Source organism: Sphingobium phenoxybenzoativorans, assembly GCF_018286635.1.
GTDB lineage: Bacteria > Pseudomonadota > Alphaproteobacteria > Sphingomonadales > Sphingomonadaceae > Sphingobium > Sphingobium phenoxybenzoativorans.
Genome location: NZ_CP073910.1, coordinates 1,311,321 through 1,332,504, shown reverse-complemented (window position 1 = coordinate 1,332,504; position 21,184 = coordinate 1,311,321). Strand labels below are relative to the sequence as shown.

Annotated in this window: 22 protein-coding genes; 8 read left to right on the top strand and 14 right to left on the bottom strand. The window is 62.5% G+C overall.

Features of this window, described 5'->3' with window-relative positions; genetic code table 11:
- Positions 1–99: 99 nt before the first annotated feature.
- Positions 100–939, top strand: a complete 840-nt coding sequence (locus KFK14_RS24325; protein WP_425516659.1) for a hypothetical protein — start codon at positions 100–102, stop codon at positions 937–939.
- 79 nt (positions 940–1,018) lie between these two features.
- On the opposite strand, the gene KFK14_RS06455 is transcribed toward KFK14_RS24325, so the two are convergent.
- Positions 1,019–2,419 (bottom strand): OprO/OprP family phosphate-selective porin, encoded by a 1,401-nt coding sequence (locus KFK14_RS06455; protein ID WP_246524929.1) that lies wholly within the window; start codon positions 2,417–2,419, stop codon positions 1,019–1,021.
- Positions 2,420–2,594: 175 nt separating this feature from the next.
- Here KFK14_RS06455 and KFK14_RS06450 point away from each other — a divergent pair, with 175 nt between their 5' ends.
- Positions 2,595–3,659 (top strand): hypothetical protein, encoded by a 1,065-nt coding sequence (locus KFK14_RS06450; RefSeq protein ID WP_212610295.1) that lies wholly within the window; start codon positions 2,595–2,597, stop codon positions 3,657–3,659.
- Between the two features lie 18 nt (positions 3,660–3,677).
- Here KFK14_RS06450 and KFK14_RS06445 read toward each other — a convergent pair whose 3' ends face one another.
- Together KFK14_RS06445 and epsC are read right to left on the bottom strand one after the other, a co-directional pair.
- Positions 3,678–4,022 carry a DUF2794 domain-containing protein gene (locus KFK14_RS06445; protein ID WP_212610294.1) on the bottom strand — a complete coding sequence of 115 codons (345 nt, stop codon included), beginning with the start codon at positions 4,020–4,022 and terminating at the stop codon, positions 3,678–3,680.
- Positions 4,022–4,732: a serine O-acetyltransferase EpsC gene (gene epsC / locus KFK14_RS06440; protein ID WP_070151624.1), complete on the bottom strand. Its 711-nt coding sequence runs from the start codon at positions 4,730–4,732 to the stop codon at positions 4,022–4,024. Before epsC ends, KFK14_RS06445 begins: the two co-directional genes overlap by 1 nt.
- Before the next feature lie 159 nt (positions 4,733–4,891).
- Here epsC and KFK14_RS06435 point away from each other — a divergent pair, with 159 nt between their 5' ends.
- The 3 genes from KFK14_RS06435 (at position 4,892) to KFK14_RS06425 (ending at position 7,137) form a co-directional block, all read left to right on the top strand.
- Positions 4,892–5,680 (top strand): sulfite exporter TauE/SafE family protein, encoded by a 789-nt coding sequence (locus KFK14_RS06435; protein ID WP_070151623.1) that lies wholly within the window; start codon positions 4,892–4,894, stop codon positions 5,678–5,680.
- Positions 5,681–5,719: 39 nt separating this feature from the next.
- The gene (locus tag KFK14_RS06430; protein WP_070151621.1) at positions 5,720–6,664 is read left to right on the top strand and encodes a hydrogen peroxide-inducible genes activator; all 945 of its coding nucleotides are present in this window, start codon (positions 5,720–5,722) and stop codon (positions 6,662–6,664) included.
- A gap of 74 nt (positions 6,665–6,738) precedes the next feature.
- The gene (locus KFK14_RS06425; RefSeq protein WP_212610293.1) at positions 6,739–7,137 is read left to right on the top strand and encodes a hypothetical protein; all 399 of its coding nucleotides are present in this window, start codon (positions 6,739–6,741) and stop codon (positions 7,135–7,137) included.
- 9 nt (positions 7,138–7,146) lie between these two features.
- On the opposite strand, the gene KFK14_RS06420 is transcribed toward KFK14_RS06425, so the two are convergent.
- The 4 genes from KFK14_RS06420 to KFK14_RS06405 form a co-directional block, all read right to left on the bottom strand.
- On the bottom strand, positions 7,147–8,421 hold the full coding sequence (locus KFK14_RS06420) for an amidohydrolase (protein WP_246525028.1): 1,275 nt from the start codon (positions 8,419–8,421) through the stop codon (positions 7,147–7,149).
- A 94-nt stretch (positions 8,422–8,515) separates the two neighbouring features.
- Positions 8,516–9,334, bottom strand: coding sequence for an alpha/beta fold hydrolase (locus KFK14_RS06415; RefSeq protein ID WP_246524927.1), 819 nt, complete (start codon positions 9,332–9,334; stop codon positions 8,516–8,518).
- Positions 9,265–10,062, bottom strand: a complete 798-nt coding sequence (locus tag KFK14_RS06410; protein WP_212610291.1) for a 3-hydroxybutyrate dehydrogenase — start codon at positions 10,060–10,062, stop codon at positions 9,265–9,267. The genes KFK14_RS06415 and KFK14_RS06410 overlap by 70 nt, the downstream gene beginning before the upstream one ends.
- Positions 10,059–11,252: a DUF3734 domain-containing protein gene (locus KFK14_RS06405; RefSeq protein WP_212610290.1), complete on the bottom strand. Its 1,194-nt coding sequence runs from the start codon at positions 11,250–11,252 to the stop codon at positions 10,059–10,061. The genes KFK14_RS06410 and KFK14_RS06405 overlap by 4 nt, the downstream gene beginning before the upstream one ends.
- Before the next feature lie 176 nt (positions 11,253–11,428).
- On the opposite strand from KFK14_RS06405, the gene ypfJ reads away from it, so the two are divergent.
- On the top strand, positions 11,429–12,325 hold the full coding sequence (gene ypfJ, locus KFK14_RS06400) for a KPN_02809 family neutral zinc metallopeptidase (RefSeq protein ID WP_212610289.1): 897 nt from the start codon (positions 11,429–11,431) through the stop codon (positions 12,323–12,325).
- A 25-nt stretch (positions 12,326–12,350) separates the two neighbouring features.
- On the opposite strand, the gene KFK14_RS06395 is transcribed toward ypfJ, so the two are convergent.
- Positions 12,351–13,379: an aldo/keto reductase gene (locus tag KFK14_RS06395; RefSeq protein ID WP_212610288.1), complete on the bottom strand. Its 1,029-nt coding sequence runs from the start codon at positions 13,377–13,379 to the stop codon at positions 12,351–12,353.
- 208 nt (positions 13,380–13,587) lie between these two features.
- Between KFK14_RS06395 and chrA the strand changes: the two genes are divergently transcribed.
- Positions 13,588–14,892, top strand: a complete 1,305-nt coding sequence (gene chrA / locus KFK14_RS06390) for a chromate efflux transporter (protein ID WP_212610287.1) — start codon at positions 13,588–13,590, stop codon at positions 14,890–14,892.
- A gap of 5 nt (positions 14,893–14,897) precedes the next feature.
- On the opposite strand, the gene KFK14_RS06385 is transcribed toward chrA, so the two are convergent.
- Positions 14,898–16,205, bottom strand: a complete 1,308-nt coding sequence (locus KFK14_RS06385) for a M20/M25/M40 family metallo-hydrolase (protein WP_212610286.1) — start codon at positions 16,203–16,205, stop codon at positions 14,898–14,900.
- A gap of 198 nt (positions 16,206–16,403) precedes the next feature.
- On the opposite strand from KFK14_RS06385, the gene KFK14_RS06380 reads away from it, so the two are divergent.
- Positions 16,404–16,724, top strand: coding sequence for a hypothetical protein (locus KFK14_RS06380; protein ID WP_212610285.1), 321 nt, complete (start codon positions 16,404–16,406; stop codon positions 16,722–16,724).
- Here the strand turns inward: KFK14_RS06380 and KFK14_RS06375 are convergent.
- The 5 genes from KFK14_RS06375 to sdhC all read right to left on the bottom strand — a co-directional run bounded on the left by KFK14_RS06375 (position 16,721) and on the right by sdhC (position 21,036).
- Complete coding sequence (locus KFK14_RS06375; RefSeq protein ID WP_246524925.1) at positions 16,721–17,410, bottom strand: VIT1/CCC1 transporter family protein; 690 nt, start codon at positions 17,408–17,410, stop codon at positions 16,721–16,723. The two genes, KFK14_RS06380 and KFK14_RS06375, sit on opposite strands and share 4 nt — an antisense overlap.
- A gap of 140 nt (positions 17,411–17,550) precedes the next feature.
- Positions 17,551–18,255, bottom strand: coding sequence for a phosphatase PAP2 family protein (locus KFK14_RS06370; RefSeq protein ID WP_212610283.1), 705 nt, complete (start codon positions 18,253–18,255; stop codon positions 17,551–17,553).
- Between the two features lie 176 nt (positions 18,256–18,431).
- The gene (sdhA, locus tag KFK14_RS06365) at positions 18,432–20,249 is read right to left on the bottom strand and encodes a succinate dehydrogenase flavoprotein subunit (protein ID WP_212610282.1); all 1,818 of its coding nucleotides are present in this window, start codon (positions 20,247–20,249) and stop codon (positions 18,432–18,434) included.
- The gene (gene sdhD, locus KFK14_RS06360; RefSeq protein ID WP_212610281.1) at positions 20,249–20,641 is read right to left on the bottom strand and encodes a succinate dehydrogenase, hydrophobic membrane anchor protein; all 393 of its coding nucleotides are present in this window, start codon (positions 20,639–20,641) and stop codon (positions 20,249–20,251) included. Before sdhD ends, sdhA begins: the two co-directional genes overlap by 1 nt.
- Complete coding sequence (gene sdhC, locus KFK14_RS06355) at positions 20,641–21,036, bottom strand: succinate dehydrogenase, cytochrome b556 subunit (RefSeq protein WP_070151594.1); 396 nt, start codon at positions 21,034–21,036, stop codon at positions 20,641–20,643. Before sdhC ends, sdhD begins: the two co-directional genes overlap by 1 nt.
- Between the last annotated feature and the right edge of the window lie 148 nt (positions 21,037–21,184).

Genomic DNA, 21,184 nt, shown 5'->3' with positions numbered 1-21,184 from the left:
TCCCATTATGCCGCATGAGCCCTTGCCTTTGCAGGGCGTTGCATGTGGACTCGGCCGTTCATCCCGCTATCATTCCTAGTTCGGGAAAGGATTATCCACATGAGCACATTTTTTGCCGACTATGGCCTGTGGCTTCTGATTGCGCTGCTGATCATCATCGTGCTGTTCTTCTTCCTGTCGGGCAAGAAGGACGCCGCTCCACCGTCCGAGACGGTCAAGCCAGCCGCCACGGAAATCAAGCCTCCGGTGACCAGCAAGGCCGCCGCGGAACTCGCGCCAGCGCCCGAACCGGCAAAGGCCGCCGAACCCGCCGCCGCGCCTCCCCCTGCGAAAGCGGCCGCTCTGGTCAGCGAACCCGCTCCGGCCGTGAAAAAGCCAGCCGCGAAAAAGGCGGTGGCCGCAAAGCCGGTTGTGGATGCACCCGTCCCTGCCAAGACGCCCAAAGCTGCAGCCAAAACAGTCAAGAAGCCGGCAGTTCCAACGCCTGCTCCAGCCGCTGAGAAACCAGCCCCCAGGAAAGCCGCCGCGCCGAAGGCGGCCAGCGCAGCACCCGTTGCAACGCCCGCCGCAAAGCCTGAAAAGGCCAAGGCTGAGGCAAAACCGAAGGCGGAGCCTGCCGCCGCGGCAGCCAAGCCCAAGGCGGCTCCAAAAAAAGCGGCTGAACCTGCGGCCGCCAAGCCTGCGCCCGCAGCGCCTTCAGCGCCCGACGATTTGCTGCTGCTGAAAGGCGTAGGCCCCAAGCTCAATACGATGCTCGTTGACCTTGGCGTCACCAGCTTCGCGCAGATTGCGGGATGGACCGACACCGATCTCGCCAAGGTCGATGCCCAATTGGGCGCGTTCAAGGGCCGCCCGGTCCGCGACCATTGGGTCGATCAGGCAAAATATCTCGCGGCGGGCGACATCGCCGGTTTCGAAGCAAAATATGGGAAGCTCTAGGCTTGGGGCTGCTTGCTCCTGCGACAACAGGAGCAAGCCGATTTTCCTCAATCCAAGCCGGATCTTTTAGGGCTGGCCGTCAGAAGTCCAGTTCGGCCCGCACACCCATGACATCAACGCCGTAGTCCGCGCGGGTTCCTGCAAGGATTGCGGCGTCGTCATATCTGATGTGCGCATAATTCATGTTGAAGCGCAGATAATTGATCGGGGTCCAGATGATGCCGGCGATATAGGCGTTCTGCTTGCCGCCGATAATGCCCGTGTCATTCATATCCAGATAGTCATAGCGCAGATTCACCTGGATCGCGCCTGGCCCACCCTTGCTGACCGGATTTTTGGGATCAGCCGTTCCCATGATGCCTGCCTTATAGGGCCGGGAATCGCCCTTGGTGATATAATAGCCGATCTCCGCATAACCGCCGAAGAAAGTGGGGTCGGCCAGGCCGGGACGGAATACCCGCAACCAATGCGCCTCGCCGGCGACATGCCATTGCCCCATAATCGCTCCGGCCTCAGCGCCGTAATGGCTCTCACCCTCTGCGGAAATGGCCTGGGTCGAAAGGAAGCGGCTGTTGATCGAATGCAGGAACGCCCGCTGGCGGTACCGCTGCGGCGTTTCCGACAAGCGTTTGAAATCGCGCCAATGATAGGAACCGGCGAGATGGAGCTGCACAGGACCCAATTTGGGCGCGAACACCAGCCGCCCGTCGAGGCCAAAGCTGTTATTTTCGTCGCCGCCATTGGGACCATCGCTGGCGTTGGTGAGAGAATCCGCGCTGTCAGAGAAGATGCCGCCCTGTGCGAGGATCGGGCCGTTCTGATATTGCACGGAAAGGCCCAGACGGCGTTCAAATCCGAAAGCGTCGGTGAACGCGGCACGCTCCATTACCGATCCCGCGGTATCGCTTATCAACTCGTCCAGCGACTGGAACTGGTTGTGATTGCCCAGCGTAACCAGCCACTTTCCATGCTCATAGGTGATATAGGTGTCGACCAGATCGACGGTATTGTCGGAAAGCTCCGTCTCCAGCTTATAGCCGAACCCGCCGCCCAGCTTGCCCTCGCCTCCCAGGCGCAGGCGGCGAAGCTCGTTGGAGAAACCGACCGCGCGATCATTGACGCTCTTGGGCGCGGAGACATAGCCTGCATCATATTGGATGCGCCCCTTCACCTTGAAGCTGGCGTCTCCACGGCTGAACAGCGGCGATCCCTTCCAGCCGATCTTGGTTTCGGGCTGGGCCGCGCTAGCGACCTGAGCGGGCGCTGGTGTTCCGGGAACTACACCAGCGGCGGGAACCGGCGCGGCGGCAGCCGCTTCCACGCCGTCCAATCGCGATTCCAGCTTCGACACCTGTGCTTTCAGCGCGGCGATTTCAGCACGCAGTTGCGCGGCTTCCTCCGCGCTAAGCCCCTGCGCCATCACAGCATGCGGCCAGGCGAGAGCGGCAATCGCGGTCGCTCCGAACAATCTCATACGCATCTATATCTATTCCTTGTCCGGTCGTCCGGCTATGTCCGCGCCGGGCAATTATGACTGTATTGTTTCCGTTTCGAGGAATTTTGATGACAGTTTTATTGCAATCGCGGCGCGCCGCATGTGTATTGCTATATCAACACACCACTGCTATCTTCCGGCCGAAGAGAGGAAATCGGCCATGTATAGCGAGAGCGACCTCCAGAATGCCGTGGAAGCCGGAGCCATTAGCGCTGAGGCGGCAGAGGCGCTTCGCGCCCATGTCTCCCGGCTTCGCGCGAGTCCCCTGGTCGATGAAGAACATTTCCGGTTGCTGACGGGCTTCAACGATATTTTCGTGACTATTGCTGCAACGATACTGCTTGTTGCGGTGGGCTGGCTCGGAAACACGGTGCGCCTTGGCGCGGCGGACTATCAGCCGTCCGTCGCGTCCGGCCTGTTCATTGCCGCCACCTCCTGGGGCCTGGCCGAATATTTCACCCGGCAACGGCGCATGGCGCTGCCGAGCATCCTGTTGCTCCTCGGCTTTGCGGGGGGCGTCACCTTTGCATTGGCCGCGCTTGTCTTGCAGGTCGTGCCTGATCCCGCGCCACGCGCCGGTGGACTTCTGGCATCGGGAATCGCGCTGGCGACGGCCATCGCCATCTGGTTTCATTGGAAGCGCTTCATGGTGCCGATCACTGTAGCCGCAGGAGCGCTGGCGGTCGCGGGCGTGGGCATAGCGCTTGTCTATGCGGCCATACCCCGGATCGAGGGCGCGCTTTTCTGGCTGGTTCTGCTGGCCGGGCTGGGCATCTTCGCCGCCGCAATGTGGTGGGACATGAGCGACCGGGGCCGCACGACCCGCCGGTCCGACGTCGCTTTCTGGCTGCACCTCACCGCCGCCCCGATGATCGCGCACAGCATGTTCCACCTGCTCGGCGTATTCGATGGCGAGATGGGCGCTGGCACGGCGATAACGGTATTGCTGCTCTACGTCGCCTTCGGCCTCGTTGCCCTGGCGATCGATCGCCGGGCGCTGCTGGTATCCAGCCTCGCCTATGTGCTCTACGCCCTGTACGCGCTCATGGAACAGGCCGGAGCGGTGGAATTGTCCTGGGCGTTCACCGCGCTCATCATCGGCTCGGCGCTGCTGCTGCTGTCCGCGCTATGGCATAAGGCGCGAAAGCTGGTGGTGGAGGGATTGCCTGAGGATATTCGCGGCCGCCTTCCCTATCTGGACCGGGAGGCGGCGGTAAAGGCCTGACGGCGGCCTCTCGCCGCCCTATTCCTCCACCAGCCGCATAAGCTTGCGCTCAACGGGCGCGAGCACCGGTCCCAGATCCGCTCCGCGCTTCAACACTGCGCCGGCCTCGCCGATCAGCGCCCACATGCCCTGACGGTTGCGCAGCGCCGGCCGTTTCTCAATGCGATATTCCGGCCGCTCGGCCGACCTGCGAAATGCGGAGAAGATCGCCGCATCCTTGCCCAGGTCGATGGCGTAATCCCGCCAGTGTCCGGCGGAAACCATACGCCCGTAAAGGTCCATGATCCGCATCAGTTCCTGCCGCTCGAACCCGGTCTGCGCCGGTATTGCGCCATTGGCGGGGAACGGCGTGACATTGGTCATCAGGCGCGACCGCGCTCCTTAACGGGAGCCGGGGCGGGCGCTTCACGCTGCGCCTTCTCCTCGATCAGTTCGGCCAGGCGCTTGCGCAGATTCTCCACCTCGCACTGGAGCAACTCCAGCTTCTGCGTGGCCGGGTCGAAACTGTCGCTGCATGGCGTGCCATAAGGGACGAACTCGCGCTGATAGGCGGTGACGTCTACCAGCACCTGGCGCGCAGGGATGCCGACCATAGTCGCGCCCTCCGGCACAGCCTTGGTCACCACCGCGTTCGCGCCAACGCGCGCGCGCGCGCCAACCACGATCGGCCCAAGCACCTGCGCGCCCGACCCGATGATCACGCCATCGGCGATCGTGGGATGCCGCTTGCCTGCAATGCCGTTGGCCGGGTCTGTGCCGCCAAGCGTGACATTCTGGTAGATGGTGACGTCATCGCCGATCTCGGCCGTCTCCCCGATCACCGTAAAGCCGTGATCGATGAAAAGATTCCGGCCGATCTTCGCACCGGGATGAATGTCGTTGGCCGTCAGAAAGCGCGACCAGTGATTGACCGCGCGAGCCAGAAAATAGAGCCGGCGGCGATACAGGGCGTGCGCAATGCGATGATAGGCCAGCGACCAGACACCGGGATAAAGCAGGATCTCAGCGCGCGAACGCGGCGCGGGGTCCCGCGCCTTCACCGAATCCAGATATGCAATCAGCCTGTTGAGCATAAGCCCGCCCTTATCCCTGAACAGACCGGATAATAGTCATTGCCCCTTAATAATTCCAGATGGGGTCGCTATTTGCCTTCTGATCCCCCAAGAGAAACTTGCTTGGAGCCTTTTGGAAAGCCAAGCAGAGAAGTAGACAATTACGGCCTAGGGGAAGTCATGCTTGATTCGCTTGCCGCGCATGCGGCATCCATCAATTTTCAGGACATTCTTCCTTTCATCCTTGTGGGGTTCGGCGCGCAGATGGTCGATGGCGCGCTCGGCATGGCCTATGGCGTGATCTCCAGCACCCTGATGCTGACGATGGGCGTCCCTCCCGCTGCGGCCTCGGCCGGTGTGCACGCGGCCGAAACATGCACGACGGGCGTCTCGGCGATCAGCCATATCTGGCACCGTAATGTGGACTGGAAACTCTTTTCCCGGCTGGTCATTCCCGGCGTCATTGGCGGGGTGCTTGGCGCCTATGTGCTGTCGAACATCGACGGTGGTTTCATAAAACCATTCATTCAGGCTTATCTTATCTGCATCGGCATCTGGCTGATCTGGCGCGGTTTCCATTATCCGCCGCAAAGCCGCAGCCCGAAGATCGTGACGCCGCTCGGCCTGATCGGCGGCTTCATGGATGCGACAGGCGGCGGCGGCTGGGGTCCGATCGTGACGTCCAACCTGCTGATCCAGGGGGCCAGCCCGCGTCACACCATAGGCACGGTCAACAGCGTTGAATTTGTGCTGACCCTCAGCATCAGCATCGCCTTCATCTTCAACATCGGCCTAACCGCGTTCACGCTTGCTACCGTCGGCCTGCTGATCGGGGGGGTGATCGCGGCCCCGTTCGGCGCCATGCTCGCCCGCCATATCGCGCCCCGCGTTCTGCTGACCGCAGTCGGCATCATCCTGACGCTCACTTCGCTGTTCGGCTTTGCCAAATGGGCTGGATATATCGGATAGAGCGATTATATTCAGACATTCAATCGAAGGGATCGATGAATGTCCAGTTACATGCCCACCCTAAAGCAACTGCAATATCTTGTTGCGCTCAAGGAACAGGGGCATTTCGGCAAGGCTGCGGACGCCTGTTTCGTTACCCAATCGACGCTTTCGGCCGGCATCCGCGAGCTGGAATCCCTGGTCGGCATCACGCTGGTCGAACGCACGCGCCGCGTCGTCCGCTTCACCGCATTGGGCGACCGGATCGTGGAGAAGGCTCACCGCGTTCTGCGCGAAGCAGAGGAACTGGCCGCCATCGCCCAGGCGTCCGGCAAGCCCCTCTGCGGCGAATTGCGCATGAGCGTCATCCCAACCATCGCCCCTTTCCTTCTCCCCAGGCTGCTGCCCCGCCTGCGCACGGACAAGCCGGAGCTGAAACTCTATCTGCGGGAGGAAACCAGCCATGCCGCGGTCGAATCCCTTCGCCACGGCCATGTCGATTGTGTGCTGCTGGCCCTTCCCTACGCCACCGGAGAGGTGGAGAGCGAACTGTTGATGTCCGACGCGCTGTTCGTCGCTTTCCCGAAAGACGATCCGCGCGATCCGCCCGCCGCCATCGCGCCGGAAATGATCGATGAAAGCCGCCTGCTGCTGCTGGAGGACGGGCATTGCCTGAAGGATCATGCGCTCGCCGCGTGCAACCGGCCCGAATTGCGCGCGGAGGCGACGATGATGGGCACCTCCCTCCATACGCTGGTGCAGATGGTGGAAAATGGCCTCGGCCTTACCATGCTGCCGGAAATGGCGATCCAGGGGGGCATTTTGAATAACACGCATATTGTCGCCCGTCCGCTCAAGTCGGAGCATGCCCGGCGCGATATCGCTCTCGTTTGGCGCAAGAACAGCCCAAGGGGTGAAGAGTTCAGGATGCTGGCCGACATATTGCGCGACGCCGCGTCCGTTCCACGGAAGCAGGCGAAGGAAAGGACGCCCGAACCCGCCTGAGCCGGGGCGCTCACCAAATCTTTACCGTGACGGCGCGATAAGGGCTGCCTTTTCCACCATGGTCCGGTCTGAAGATGTATAAGAGCTTCGCCATCATCACCGTGTTGATCGCGCTCGCCGTAGGCGTATTCGCCGGCAACCTGCCAACGGGCGGCGCGGACAATGCGGCGAATGCGTCGGAAGAAGCCGCATCGAACATGGTTGAGCAAGCCGCCGCTCCACAGGCCGCACCAATGCCCCGGCCTTCGCAGACGCCGCCTGCCGACCCTTCCGCACCGCTGGCCAGTGCTTCCGCGCCGACGCTGGTGCTGGACAGCTATACGACACCGCCGGAGCAAAAGGCTCCTACCCAGCCGGCCGCCCAACCCACCACTCCCAGGACAGCCCCGGAAATCAACCCGATTCCCACGGGCGACAAATTTCCTCCCGGCAAGATACTGACGAGCACTTTCCAGGCGGACGGCAGAAAATAAGCTCGCCGCTTATTTCTTCTTCAGAATATCCAGTGCCAACACGGTCATAGCCTCCGCTGCGGTCGGAATGACCTTTTCCGCTTCCGGCGCCCAGAACGGGCTGTGCAGGGATGGCAACGCCTTGCCTTTCGCCGCCTCCGCCATTTGTGCGGATGGTACGCCGCCGACCCAGAAGATCAGGCTCTTGATCGACTTGTCCTCCCGCCAGAAGCGGCCGAAATCCTCGCCACCCATGACCGCCGGAGCCTTCACCACCGTTCCCGGCGGGAAATGCCCCCGCAGCACTGTCGCCATCTGCTCGGCGAATTCTGGCGGATTATAGGTGGACGGAGTAAATTCGTCCTGCACGGTCACCACGGGCATCTTGTCCTCCGGCATGCCGGACGCGATCGCCTCGCCGCGCGCGATGCGCTTGATCCCGTCGATCAGCTTCGCCCGCGTTTCGTCCGAATAGCTGCGCACCGTCAGAAGCAATGTCGCCTCATCGGGAATGATATTGTGCTTGGCGCCTGCGCGGAAGCTGCCGACCGTCACCACCGCCGGGTCATGAGGGTTTTGCTCCCGGCTGACCAATGTCTGCAGCGCCATGACGATCTTCGCGCCCAGCACGATCGGGTCCTTTGTCGTCTGCGGATAGGCCCCGTGCCCACCCACGCCCTTCACGACGATATCGATGCTGTCGACATTGGCGAGCGCCGGCCCCGGCGTGTAGGCAATCCGCCCGGCCTCGAAATTCGCCGCGTCATGGAAGGCTATCGCATGGGTCGGACGCGGGAAGCGGGTATAAAGTCCGTCCTCCAGCATCATCCGGGCGCCCTTGCCGGTTTCCTCGGCGGGCTGAAGGATCATCACCAGCGTGCCCGACCATTTGTCCTTCATGGATGTCAGCAGCTTTGCCGTCTCGACCCAGGCAGTCATATGCGTGTCGTGGCCGCAGGCGTGCATGACGCCACTCTCTATGCCACCCGCCGTCGTCGCCTTGACCTTGGACGCGAAGGGAAGGCCCGTCTGTTCCACCACTGGCAGACCGTCCATGTCGGCACGGATCAGCAGCACCGGTCCCGGCCCATTTTTCAGCACCGCGACTACGCCGGTCCCACCCACCTTCTCGGTGATCGTGAAGCCCATTGCCCTGGCCCGCGCGGCAAGCTTAGCCGCCGTGTTCACCTCCTGTTGGGAAAGTTCCGGGTTGCTGTGCAGGTCCCGGTAAAGCTCCATCAATCCGGGCATGTCCTTCTTGATTGCGGCGCTGATATCCTGGGCGGTTGCGGGGGCTGCGAACATAAACGGCAAAGCGGCCAGAACGGCCGTGGGGGTCAGGTGCATCAATATCTCCCTTGCTGACGGGCAGCATAGGGGGAAATTTGGCCGAGGCCAGCTATCTTGGCATTTCAACCCTCAGCCAGGCGCGCAGGAGCGCATTCACCTCATCCGGCCGCTCCATTGCGGGAAGATGCCCGCAATCCTTGAAGATATGCAGCGACGACCCGGCGATGCCCGCATGGATTTCCCGGGATGCCGGAAGGGGCGTCAGCACGTCGCTGTCGCCTACGCAGACCATCACCGGCACAGTGATATCATGCAGGGTGGGCCGGCTGTCCGGCCGGTTCGCTATCGCTTCCTGTTGCCTAAGAAACGCCTCGCCGCCGACGCGCTGCGCCATGGCCATCACCGTTTCCCCTAGCTCACTCTCGACACGGGAAGGGTGGATCAACTGGGGAAGCATCCGCACCGTAACCCCCATGAAGCGGCCAAGCTTCAGTGACTCCACGCCCCTGCGCCGCGCGGCAGTGCGCTGTTCGTCATCCGCGGCTGCTCCCGTGGCCAACAGCGCCAGTCGCGACACCCGCTCCGGTGCCTGCCGCATGATCTCAAACGCGACATATCCCCCCATCGACAGCGCAACGAGCGAAAAGACCGGCGGCGCAGCGGCCAGCGCGCGTGCAGCCATATCCTCAACGCTGCTGTCCAGGGTCAGATCGGCAATGCTGGGTGCGATGATGTCGGCTAACCCGTCTATCTGGCTGCGCCACAGGGTGGCGTCGCACAACAGGCCGGGAAGGAACAACACAGGGCTCAGCATGAAAGCGTCATGCCGCCCGGCCATGCCCGCATCAAGGGCCTCCGCTACTGCGCCGTCCACCCGCCATCGACGGAAATATTCGCGCCGGTAATATTGCTGGCCGCGTCTCCGCACAGGAACAACGCGATTGCAGCCACCTGCTCGGATGTCACGAACTGCTTGGTCGGCTGTCCGGCGAGCAGCACGTCATTCATCACCTGCTCGCGCGTCATGCCCCGCGCCTTCATCGTGTCAGGGATCTGCGCCTCCACCAACGGAGTCCAGACATAGCCGGGCGAGATACAGTTGGCGGTGACGCCGAATGTTGCCAGCTCCAGCGCCAGCGTCTTGGTGAAGCCGGCAAGGCCGTGCTTCGCCGTCACATAGGCGCTCTTGAAAGGCGAGGCAGTCAGCGAGTGCGCCGACGCCGTCTGAATGATCCGCCCCCACTTCTTCGACTTCATATAGGGAATTGCTAGGCGCGAGGTGTGGAAGGCGCTGTTGAGGTTCAGCGCAATGATAAGATCCCATTTGTCGATCGGGAATTCCTCGACCGCGGCGACATGCTGCACGCCTGCATTATTGATCAGGATATCGACGCCGCCGAACGCCGCCGCAGCCTCCGCCATCATCGCCTCGATCTGGTCCACTTTGGTCAGGTCATGACCGCTATAGAGCGCCTTCGCTCCGCTGATCGCCTCCAGACCGGCGCGCTCCTTCTCGATCGCATCCTTGTCACCGAACCCGTTGATGACGACATTCGCGCCCTCCCCGGCCAGCGTCTTGGCATAGGCCAGACCGATGCCGGAAGTGGAGCCGGTGATGAGGGCGGTCTTGCCAGCCAGCGACGTGCCTTGGGTCATATGCTCTTCTCCGTTAGATGATCGTGCCGGTCGAGGTCGAACGCCGCGCTCTCGCCGTTCAGGATGTTCTGCGCCAGGATATCGCCCTTGCACATCACGCCATCCACCGCGTCCCGCCCCTGCTGCCAGTGATCGAGCATGGTCGCGCGCGAAAATTCGAAATCGCGCGCGCCGCTTTCCCAGTTGCGGCTGCGGTAGATCAGGTGGACGATATTGACCGCCTCGTCGCGCAGCGTCTCGCACACCGCCTTGATCTTAGGATGGTCCTGCATCTCCGGCGGCAGGGTGCGCAGCGCGTCGCGCACCATTTTGTGCTCGCGCCGCATGCGCAGATATTGGTCTGTTACCTGCCGGGTGCGGCTGGAATATTGGATATCCTTCTGCCGCGAATAGACGTCTGTCAGTTCCTTCGGCAGCGGTCCTTCGGCCGGGAACAGGTCCACCTGAAACGCTAGCGTATCGCCGCTGGCATGGTCGAGCACATGGGCGAGCGGCGTGTTCGACACGATGCCGCCGTCCCAATAATAGCGGCGGCCGATCTTGATCGCGGGGAAGCCGGGCGGCAGCGCGCCGGACGCCATGATATGCCGCGCATCGATCTTCGTATTCGCGCCGAACTCGCCATCCCGTCCGCGCGTGTCGAAATAGACGAAATCCCCGCTCTGCACATCGACCGCGCCGACCGACAGCCGCACCGGGCCTTCGTTCAGCAGCTTCCAGTCGATCAGTTCGTTCAGCGTCGCCTCAAGCATGCCCACATTGTAAAGGCTGGTGGCTTCCGGCGATCCCTCCGGCATGAATTGCGGGGGTATGATGTGGGGGCGGAAAAACCCCGGCACGCCAAACATCGCCACTGCGCCAGCCGCCGCCAGATGCGCGGCCTCCCGGATATGGTCGTTTTCCGGTATCCAGAAATTCGGCATGCCGCCGCTCACCAGGTCCCAGAAGCGATGCAGCCTTTCCATGCGCCGTTCGGGCGGGTTGCCCGCAATGATCGCCGCGTTGACCGCACCGATGGAAATGCCCGCGACCCAGTCCACCTCGATCTTCAGATCATCCAGCCGTTCATAGACGCCCGCCTGGAACGATCCCAACGCTCCGCCGCCCTGCAGCAGCAGCGCGACATTGTCCGGGAGTGGAACCGGGGCGTTCTGGCCTTTGAGGCGGCGTGCGGGGTCGATGTCAGCCAAGGCGGGGGTCCTTTCACGCTGTTGCAGTGCAATATAAGCCGTCCGCGTGTCAGTTCCAATGAAATCCCGGTAATAAATCTCAGATAATCATCGCTGACCGCGCAAGCGCGTTTACCCTGTTCGCCCCCGTCGCTATGTCCTAAGCTTGGTCAAACCAAGCTCCGGGAGACTCCTGCATGCGCCTCGACGACGAACAGGAAAGCACCAACTTCGAGGTGCAGGGCCGCGGTAGCGGCGGGTTCGGGGGCTTTGGCGGCGGAGGCGGCGGTGGGATGCTCGGCCTGTTGCTGCCGCTGATCGGCAGCCGCTTCGGCTGCATGGGGATCGTCGTGGTGGTAGGCATCATGCTGGTGATGGGCGTCAATCCCCTTTCCCTGCTCGGCGGCGGCACCGGCATGGCCCCGACCCAGCAAAGCGCGCCCGCCAGCAATGATCCGCAGCAGCTCACGGAAATCCAGCACTGGTCGCTCAAGGTGCTGGGGTCGACCGAGCGGACATGGGGCAAACTGTTCCAGCAATCGGGCCAGCAATACCGGCCAACCATCCTGTCCTTCTATTCGCAGAGCGGCACATCGGGCTGCGGCGCGGCGCAATCGGCGATGGGGCCTTTCTATTGCCCGACCGACCAGAAGGTCTATCTCGACACCGATTTCTTCGAGGAACTGCGTCAGCGCTTCGGCGCGCCCGGCGACTTTGCGCAGGCTTATGTGATCGCGCATGAGGTCGGCCACCATATCCAGAACCTGGAAGGTACGCTGGGCGATGTGAACAAGCGCCAGCGTTCGGTCAGCGAAGAACAGGGCAATGCCCTGCAGGTGCGGGTTGAGCTGCAGGCCGACTGCTATGCGGGCGTCTGGGCCAAGGATACGGGCCTCATGGAACAGGGCGATCTGGAGGAAGGCATGACCGCCGCCCATGCGATTGGCGATGATACGCTCCAGAAAGCGGCTGGACGCCGTCCGGTAGAGGCCAGCTTCACCCATGGCAGTTCCGCCCAGCGGATGGAATGGCTGCGCAGGGGTCTGTCCACCGGCGACCCTTCGCAGTGCGACACGTTCAAGGGCGCGATCTGAGGGGCAAAGTGGCGCGATCCCCGCGCTACCTACCCAGCGTCTTTCTCGTATCCTGATCGGCCATTTTCTCGGCGAACCAGTTGGGATAGACCAACGGTAACGGCGTTGCATCGTCCAGGGTTTTCAGCTCCTCCGCGGTCAATGTCAGCGTGGCGACGCCCAGATTGTCCTCCAACTGGTGCGGTTTGCTGGCGCCAAGGATCACACTCGTCACGGCATTGCGGGTCAGCAGCCAGGCAATCGCCACTTGGGCGACGCTGGCGCCATGCGCCTGCGCGATCGGCCGCATCCGTTCGACCAGCGCAAAACCCTGCTCCTTGTCGAACGGCAGCAGGTCGAAGCCGGACAGACGGTTTTCGGGATCGCTGAGCGTCTCGCGGGTGTATTTTCCGCTCAGAAATCCGGCGGCCAGCGGACTCCAGATGGTCATGCCCAGCCCGTATCGCTGCATCATCGGGATGATGTCGCGCTCAACGTCGCGGCCCAATAGCGAATAATACATCTGGCCGTGGGTGAAGGGCGCAAGGCCGTTTGCCTTCTGGATCTCCATGGCGGCGGCGACTTTCCATGCGGACCAGTTGGAAAAGCCCAGATACCGCACTTTGCCCGACCGGACGACAGCATCCAGCGCCTCCAGCGTTTCCTCCAGCGGCGTGAAAGGGTCCTCGCGGTGGGCGATATAGATATCCAGCCAATCCGTCCCCAACCGCTGGAGGCTCTGGTCGACCGACCACAGGATATGCCGGCGCGACAGGCCGGATTGCGTGGGCGGAGGACCGGACCGGAAACCGGCCTTCGTGGCGATCACTACATCCTTGCGGCGGCTGGCCAGCGCCTTGCCCAGCAATATTTCTGACTCGCCGCCAGCATAGCCATCCGCCGTGTCGAAGAAATTGATTCCGGCGTCCAGCGCTTGACCCACCAGTTGGTCGGCCACCTCCTCGCCCACCTTGAAGATCGCGCCATTGTCGCGATTGCCCTGCGTAAAGGTCATCGCTCCGAATGCGAGCCGCGAGACGATAAGACCGGTGTTTCCCAGGGTGGCGTAGCGCATCGACAGTCTCTCCTGATGGGTTCTGACCCGTTGGTTTGGGGCAAGACTAGGCAAGACATTGCATGCAAACAACCCTCATCACGCCACTTGAAAACGGGCCGCCGCTGTTGTTAGGATCAATCATCGGGATCAGGCTACCTCCCGATCAGGCGTCCCTGCCCAAGCGTTGCGGCAAAACCGGCCCATCCGGGCCGAGGGGGACGTATGTATGGCGCTGCCATCCTTTCGTGAGATGATCGGGACATTCGGCCGCATCGGCCTCATCAGCTTTGGCGGACCGGCCGGACAGATCGCACTGATGCATGAGGAGATCGTCGAGAAGCGCAAGTGGGTCGATGAGGAGCAATATCTGCGCGCGCTCAACCTGTGCCACTTATTGCCCGGACCGGAGGCCCAGCAGCTCGCGACATGGATCGGCTGGCGGCTGCATGGATTAAGAGGCGGCCTTGTCGCCGGCCTGCTGTTCGTTCTGCCTGGCGCACTGGTCATCATGGGCCTGTCGATCCTTTACGCCTATGCCGCCAACTTCGGCTTGTTCGCGGCTCTTTTCCTGGGGATCAAGGCGGCTGTGCTGGCCATCGTGGCGCAGGCGCTGATCCGCATCGGCAAGCGGGCATTGAACAGCCGGTTCAAGACTGTGCTCGCCCTGGCATCCTTCATCGCCCTGTTCTTCCTTAATCTCCCCTTCCCGCTCGTCGTCCTGGGCAGCGGCGCACTGGGCATGGCGGTAGCGACATATCGCCCGCAATGGCTTCGGCTGAAACCCCCGATCGAAAGACCCGCACCCGCGCCGCGCGGAGCGCTTTTCCGCGGGTCGCTTTACACCATCCTCGGCTGGCTGCTGATATGGGCCGCACCCATGCTCCTCATCCTTGCCACGCTTGGTCCCGGACATGTGCTTTGGACGATCGGCGCCTTCTTCTCGCAACTCGCCGTCGTCACGTTTGGCGGAGCCTATGCTGTCCTGGCTTATATGGCGCAGGAGGCAGTGCAGTCGCACCACTGGCTGACGGCCGGAGAAATGGCCGATGGCCTTGGCATGGCGGAAACGACGCCCGGCCCGCTGATCATGGTCACGCAGTTCGTCGGTTTCCTTGCCGCCTTCCGCGCGCCTAACCCGTTCAGCCCTCTCACCGCGGGGATCATCGGCGCGGTCCTGACGACATGGGTAACCTTCGCCCCTTGCTTCCTCTGGATATTCGCGCTTGCGCCATGGATGGAGCGTCTTGAGCATGCCCGCAAGCTGCAGGGCGGCCTCGCCGCGCTGACCGCCGCTGTCGTCGGTGTGATCGCCAACCTCACTATCTGGTTCGCCCTGCATGTCCTGTTTGGCCTGGTGCGGGAAAGCGCGTGGGGACCGCTCCGCCTTTATAGCCCGGACTGGTCCACCCTCGACTGGCGGGCCGCCCTGCTCGGCGTCGGCGCCGCAATCCTGCTGTTCCGATTCAGGATCGGCATCATGCCGCTGCTCTGCGTCGCGGCGCTCGCTGGCCTGGCGCTGTCGGCAGTCTGACTGGCCTAACGCTTCTCGCGGGAAAGGCGGGTCATCAATATCGCGGCGCGCTTCGCCTGCCGCTTGATGCTGTTGAGGTCCGCCGTTTCGCCCGGCGCATGGTCGCCCCGGCTCGCCACGCCAAGTCCGACCAGCCCGTCCACATCCGCCGCGACAAAGGCGATGTCGCCCGCCCCGCGCTTCAGCGGATCAAGCGTGGGCATTTCCGGTAGGCCAAGGTCAGCATTCACGCCGTTCAGTTTGGCCAGCAGCGCCTTGTTTCCCTCTGTGGGCGCCATCGGCGGATAGCCCCGCTCGAAACTGATCTTAGCGTCCGTGCCCGGCGAATGGGCGGCGACGATCTTTATCATCTTCTCCTGCACCCGGTCGGTCTGCTCCTGCGACAGCGTACGGAAATCGCCCTTGGCGACGGCGATAGGCGGGATGATGTTGGTCTTGCCCGTCACCGCGATGCGCACGCCATCCTTGTCGACGTCTGCGCTCTGCCCGCCGCCAACCAGCCCGACATTGAACGTCAGGTTCGGCTCCGGCAGCTCTTTCCGGAACGCCGCGATGATCCGCGCCAGCTCATAGATAGCGCCATCTCCCGCCGCTTCGGAGAATATCCGTGAGCTGTGCCCGGATTTGCCCGTCGCGCTCAGCGTCCAGCTATTGGAGGAGCGCCGGGCGATGGACCCCATATCCTTGCCATCCTCCACGGCCAGCCCCTCGAAATCCAGCGCCGCATCAGCCCGCTTGCCCGCCGCGATCAGGTCCGCGCGGGATATGGAGACCGGATCGCCGGCATCCTCCTCGTCACCGGTCAGCACGATCTCGATATTCGCATCATTCAGCGTGCCCGCGGCCTGCATAGCGCGCAGGGCGGACAGCATAACCACCATGCCGCCCTTGTCATCACCTACGCCCGGCCCCTCCGCCTCATCGGCCTTTCGCACGAAGGTCTGGAACGGCGAGTCGGCCTCGAACACCGTATCCAGATGCCCGATCAGCAGCAGCCGCTTCGTGCCCGCCTTGCCCTTATGCGTCGCGACGATGTGCCCCGCCCGCTTGACCGCGGCCATAGGCTTCCATTCAACCTTGAAGCCCAGCGCCTCCAACTCCGGCCGGATCATGTCGCCTACGGCCGTTACCCCGGCGATATTCATGGAGCCGCTATTCTGGTTGACCAGCTTCTCCAACAGGGCGACCGTCCGGTCATATTCCGCATCCACGGTCACGCCCATCTTCTGCTCGGCGGGCGACAGCGCGGCAAGTGCGGGCGCTCCAGCCGAAAGCAAAAGAGCGAGGAATAGAGCGGCGGCCGGGCGCTTCATAACGGCAAGTCCTTCATCATAGGGCAGAATATGTCGGGACTATTCCCGCTACCGTCCCTGCCTGCAACCCAAAGGTTCAGAACGAACCATTCACAGCCGGATCGGAAGCAGAATGGCGCAGACTACCGCCGCAGAATCCGGAACATCAATCTATCCTGCCTTTGGACGCCGAAACCGGCTGTTCCGTCAGGAGGGCATATGTTCGAGACAACCAACATAGGCACGGCGATGGGCGAATATGACCTGAAGCCGGGAACTTTCACCAGCATCATCTTCGCCGCCGCACATCAGGTTCGGCCTGTCACCATTTGCGAGATCATCGTCAATGGGGTCACAGTAGCGGCAGGAGTTACGGCGGATTTTCAGGGCGATAACCCTTCCATTTCACCGCAGACCATCTGCGCGCTGATCCCCTACACGGCCAAGGCGAAACTGCGCATTTCCAACGTGGATGCGGGCAGCGTGGTGGTGAATTCCGTACCGCTCGGCTTGCTGTTGGAGCAGCCCGCAGTCGCCTAGACCACCGTTCCCACAAGCCGCCCGATCCCGGCGGTGATGGCCATGGCGAGCACACCCCAGAAGGCGACGCGCAATACGGGCCGCGTCGCCTTCGCTCCACCGGCCCATGCGCCCAGATAGCCGAGCAGGATCAGCCCCAGCAGCGCCACCACCGGCACGACGTAGAGCAGCAGGTCCACCGGCACCGCCGCCACGGCCAGCAATGGCGCCGCCGCCCCCGCACTGAATGTCAGGGCGGATGCCGCCGCCGCCTGCAGAGGCCGGGCGGCCAGTTCCGGTGAAATGCCCAGTTCGTCACGCGCATGCGCGGCCAGCGCATCCTGCGCGGTCAATTGCTCGGCCACCTGCCTCGCCAGATCGGACGACAGCCCGCGGCCCATATAGATTGCGGTCAGCTCCTGCAGCTCCAACTCAGGCTCATCGGCCAGTTCGCGCCGCTCCTTTTTCAAATCCGCGCGCTCCGTATCGGATTGGGAACTGACGGAGACATATTCTCCCGCCGCCATCGACATGGCCCCCGCCACCAACGCGGCAATGCCGGAAAGCAGGATATTCTCCCGCGCCGTTCCGGCGGCGGCCACGCCGATGATCAGGCTGGCGGTGGATACGATACCGTCATTCGCGCCCAGCACGGCCGCCCGCAACCAGCCGATGCGGTTGATCGAATGACGCTCGCTATGGATCATGCGGCTTCCCTGCTTCCGCGCGAACCAGAGCATCAGGATTTCCGCGCGTCAATATGCAGGCCTGTTTTGCGCAGGTGAAAAGAGGAGTACGGCAATCCTGTTCCTACGAAGTTTGTGCCCCTGGCAATCGCCGATTGCGATCAATTGGCTGTCCGCACGATCCCGGCTGCTTCCAGTGACTTCTGCCCCGCTCTGCGAATGTCGTAGAAATAGGTGCTGAGCTGAAACGCCACGACAAAGAGCGCGGCGTAGAAACAAACCGGCCGCCATGCCCTTATCCTGTCTGCGGTTGTCCACACCCATTCCGCCACACGGCCGGAGCGCGGATAGAGCCATGCGCAACCCATGCCGATCGCCGCACCGGCCAGGATATCGCTCGGATAATGGAACCCGCCATAGAGGCGTGGAAACGTCACGACTACTGTCGCCCACAGGAACGCCGCCGCGCCCAAAGGCCGCGACGTCCTCCAGATCGCAAAGGCAAGAGCAAAGCCCAGACTGGCCGTATCGCTGGGGAAAGAACTCCAGTCGTTCGGAAATCCCTCGTCCGGCACAGGAAAGACGAATTGCCCGGACAGAGCCGGCCGCGCCCGGAAAGGCCCGCTATTCTGGATAACGCGCGACAAAATAAGCGCAAGGAAACCCGCCACGACCCCATCAAACAATGCCTTCTGCCGGACGGGATTTTCCGTTGCCGACAGCCAGAGCGCGACGATAACCGTCATCATCGGCATCAATTTGAAGGTGTCCATCTGGAACAGGTCCAGGACGATATGATCGAATAGCGGCCATTGGCCCTGAAAGCGGGAACATAGGCCGACAATGGCCGTGTCCAGCGCCTCCATCGCTATGCTGATCCTGCATCTGTCATGCAAATGTCATGAACCCGTTAACTACTTCCGTAAACACGGATAAATGGTTAACGGCCGTGCCTTATTGGGACCGCCCGGCATGTTGCCAAATAGGAAAAGGGGCCGGTTCATCACCGGCCCCTGTCATTCCCTACCGCTGAAGCATCGACTCAGTATACGCGAGCCTTGGGCTTCACATATTCCGCTTCGTCGGTCATCGTATAGTCGTGCACCGGACGGTAATCGAGCGTCACCTTGCCGCCCTTGCCGCCCCAGCCGTCGAACCAGCTAATCGTGTGCTTCATCCAGTTCACATCGTCGCGGTCCGGGAAGTCCTCATGCGCATGGGCGCCGCGCGATTCCTTGCGGTTGTTCGCGCTTTCCATGGTGCACACGGCCTGCGCCATCAGATTGTCCAGCTCCAGCGTCTCGACCAGATCGGTGTTCCAAATCAGCGAACGGTCGGTCACGCCGATGTCTTCCATCCGCTTGTTGACCTTCTGCATCCGCTCGACGCCCTCGGCCAGCAGCGCAGTGTCACGGAACACGGCAGCGTGCTTCTGCATCGTGCGCTGCATATCCAGACGAACCTGCGCGGTCGGCGAACCGCCCTTGGCATTGCGATAATGGTCGAGGCGGCCAAGCGCCAGATCGGCCGAATCCTTCGGCAACGCCCTATGCGAGCTGTTGGGCTTCACATTGTCCTTCAGGAACAGGCCGGTCGCGCGGCCGAACACGACAAGGTCGATCAGCGAGTTGGAGCCGAGGCGGTTGGCGCCATGCACTGATACGCAGGCGGCCTCGCCCACGGCGAACAGGCCCGGCACGATGACTTCGGGATCGCCATCCTTCTTCGTCACCACCTGCCCATGATAGTTACAGGGGATGCCGCCCATATTGTAGTGGACAGTCGGCGTCACCGGCAGCGGCTGACGGGTCAGGTCGACACCCGCGAATATCTTGCCGCTCTCGGTGATGCCCGGCAGGCGCTCGGCCAGCACCTTGGGATCGATATGGTCGAGGTGCAGGAAGATATGGTCCTTATGCTCGCCAACGCCGCGGCCTTCGCGCATCTCCATCGCCATCGAGCGGGAGACAACGTCGCGCGACGCCAGGTCTTTCGCGGACGGGGCATAACGCTCCATGAAGCGTTCGCCCTCGGAGTTGGTGAGATACCCGCCCTCGCCGCGCGCGCCCTCGGTGATCAGCACGCCAGCGCCATAGATGCCGGTCGGGTGGAACTGCACGAACTCCAGGTCCTGTAGCGGCAGGCCGGCGCGCAGCACCATGCCGCCGCCGTCGCCGGTGCAGGTATGCGCCGAGGTCGCGGAGAAATAAGAGCGGCCATAGCCACCCGTCGCCAGCACGACCGCATGGCTGCGGAAACGGTGAATGGAGCCGTCCTCCATGCAAAGCGCGATGACGCCCCGGCATTCCTTGCCGTTCGGCCCGTCCTCCATGATCAGGTCGATGGCGAAATATTCGATGTAGAAGTCCGCATCATATTTCAGGCTCTGCTGATACAGCGCGTGAAGCATGGCGTGGCCGGTACGGTCGGCGGCGGCGCAGGTGCGCTGCACGGGCGGACCGGCACCCATATTCTGCATGTGACCGCCAAAGGGCCGCTGGTAGATCGTGCCCTCCGGGTTACGGCTGAACGGCACGCCCGCATGCTCCAGTTCGATGACCGCGGCAGGCGCCTCGCGCACCATATATTCGATGGCGTCCTGGTCGCCCAGCCAGTCCGACCCCTTGACGGTGTCGTACATGTGCCAGGTCCAGTGATCCGGCGTGTTGTTGCCCAGCGAAGCGGCGATGCCGCCTTGCGCCGCGACCGTATGGCTGCGGGTCGGGAATACCTTGGTGATGCATGCGGTTTTCAGGCCCGCCTCGGCGCTGCCCATGGTGGCGCGCAGGCCGGAACCGCCTGCGCCGACGACCACCGTGTCATAGGTATGGTCGATGATCTTGTAGCTGTCCGTCGACATCAGGAAGCGGCCCCTGCGGTAAATGCGATCTTGGCGATGGCGAAGATGCCGAGCGCGGCTCCGCCGATGGCGTAGAAGTTGAGAAGGAGGAGCGTGCCGAACTTGGTGCCCTCCTCATGGACATAATCCTCGATCACGACCTGCAGGCCCATACGCAGGTGCCAGAACAGGTTGGCGAGCATCAGCATCATCGGCACCGCAACCAGCGGCTGGCCCAGCCAGGCGACAACCTCGGCATATTCAAGGCCGGGCAGTTTGAACAAGCTGATCAGAAACCAGATGAGCAGCAGGACATTGCCGGCCGCCGTCACACGCTGCTGAATCCAGTGATGCGCGCCCGTCTTGGCGCTGCCAAGGCCCCTTACGCGGCCGATGCCGGTTCCCGTGCCCATCAGATCTTCCCCGCAAGAATGACAAGCCACAGGATGCCGGTGGCGGCTATGGCCAGAACAAAGACGAGGATCGACCAGCTCTTGTTGGTCTTCAGCTCATATCCCGCGCCGATATCCAGCACGAAATGGCGCAGGCCGGAAAAGAGATGCTGGAAGAAAGCCCAAGTCAAACCGATCAGGACCAGATAGCCGATCGGCGAAGTCGCGCAGGCGATAAAGGTTTCATAAGCCGCCTTGCCGCTCGCCGCCGCCCACAGCCACCAGACCAACCCAAGCGCGCCTACGGTCGCAAGGCCGCTACCGGTGATGCGGTGGAAGATGGAAATCGCCATATGCGGCCCCCATTTCCATATCGTAAGATGCGGAGATAACGGCCTGTTGGTGGATCGCGCCATGCGGTGTGGGTCCCTTGAGCGTCTATGATTCCCGATCCCCTTAGCGCGCACCCCTCCATCGCGCAATTATCAGAACCATCTTTGCTACTTGCCGTCACTTTACCCCCTTCGCGGGGGGAAAACTGGTGGTTGCATAAGAGATGATTAA